This window comes from Acidisphaera rubrifaciens HS-AP3, assembly GCF_000964365.1.
In the GTDB taxonomy this organism is placed as follows: Bacteria; Pseudomonadota; Alphaproteobacteria; order Acetobacterales; family Acetobacteraceae; genus Acidisphaera; species Acidisphaera rubrifaciens.
In genome coordinates, this window is the sequence record NZ_BANB01000737.1 from 1 (window position 1) to 1,055 (window position 1,055).

At 74.5% G+C, this 1,055-nt stretch carries 2 protein-coding genes; both read left to right on the forward strand.

The features are described 5' to 3' along the window. Nucleotides 1-805, forward strand: an 805-nt coding sequence (locus B8460_RS17100; protein WP_048862827.1) for an EAL domain-containing protein, incomplete at its 5' end; no start/stop codon positions are given. A gap of 61 nt (nt 806-866) precedes the next feature. After that, nucleotides 867-1,055 (forward strand): DUF3253 domain-containing protein (locus tag B8460_RS17105; protein ID WP_048862828.1); only part of this gene is annotated, 189 nt, incomplete at its 3' end.

Here is a 1,055-nt window from a genome sequence, read left to right on the forward strand (position 1 = left end):
GACAGGGCACACGCCGAGCGAGGAACAGCAGGCCGAGGCGGCTGAGCGCCGGCGCCTGGAGAGCGATCTGCGGCAGGCCATCGCACAGGGACGGATGACGGTGCATTTCCAGCCCCGCGTCATCCTGGCGACCGGGATGCCCACGGGCGCCGAGGCCCTGCTGCGGTGGCCGCACCGCAAGCGCGGCCTGATCGCCCCGTCGGCCTTTCTCCCCTATGCGGAGCGCAGCGGGCTGATCACGCGCCTTGGCGGCTGGGTGCTGGACGCGGCATGCCGGGAGGCGCGCGGCTGGCCCGCCGGCACGCGCCTCGCGGTCAACGTCGCCGCCCGGCAGATCAGCGACGGGGTGCTCCTGCATCAGGTCGGACAGGCGCTCGCGGCGCAGGCGCTGCCGGCGGAGCAGCTCGAACTGGAACTTCCCGAACACGGCGTCCTGGATATCGCCGAGGACACGCTGCTCACGCTTGCGGCGCTGCGCGATACCGGCGTCGGCATCGTGCTCGATGACTACGGCGCGGGGCAGACCAGCCTCGCGGCGCTGCGCCGCCTGCCGCTGTCGTCGGTGAAACTCGACCGGTCTTTGGTCCGCGGCCTGCCCGGCGCGATCGACGACGCGGCGCTCGCGCGGGCGATCATCGGCGCGGCGCACGCGCTCGGGCTTGCCGTGATCGCGGAGGGGGTGGAGACCGAGGGGCAGCGGCGTTTCCTTGCCGAAGCCGGCTGCGACGAGGCACAGGGCCATCTGTTCGGCGGCGCCATGTCGGCGGCGGCCCTGCGTCCCTTCCTGGCCACGCCGCCCGGGTAACGGGCACGACCGACGGGCGATGACCCACGGGTAACTTGCCGCCTCGGCCGGAACGGGCCACATGGCGCGCATGGCAGACCCCTCGTCCTCCGCACCTCCCGTCGCCGCCCCCGCCGGCGCCGCCCATCGGCCCGATGCGGCGCGCATCGCGACCGAAATCCTGCGTCAGGTCGAGGCGCGCGGCGCCGAACGGTCGATCTGCCCGAGCGAGGTGGCCCGCGCGCTGGGGACCGCGCCGGCGACGCACGGC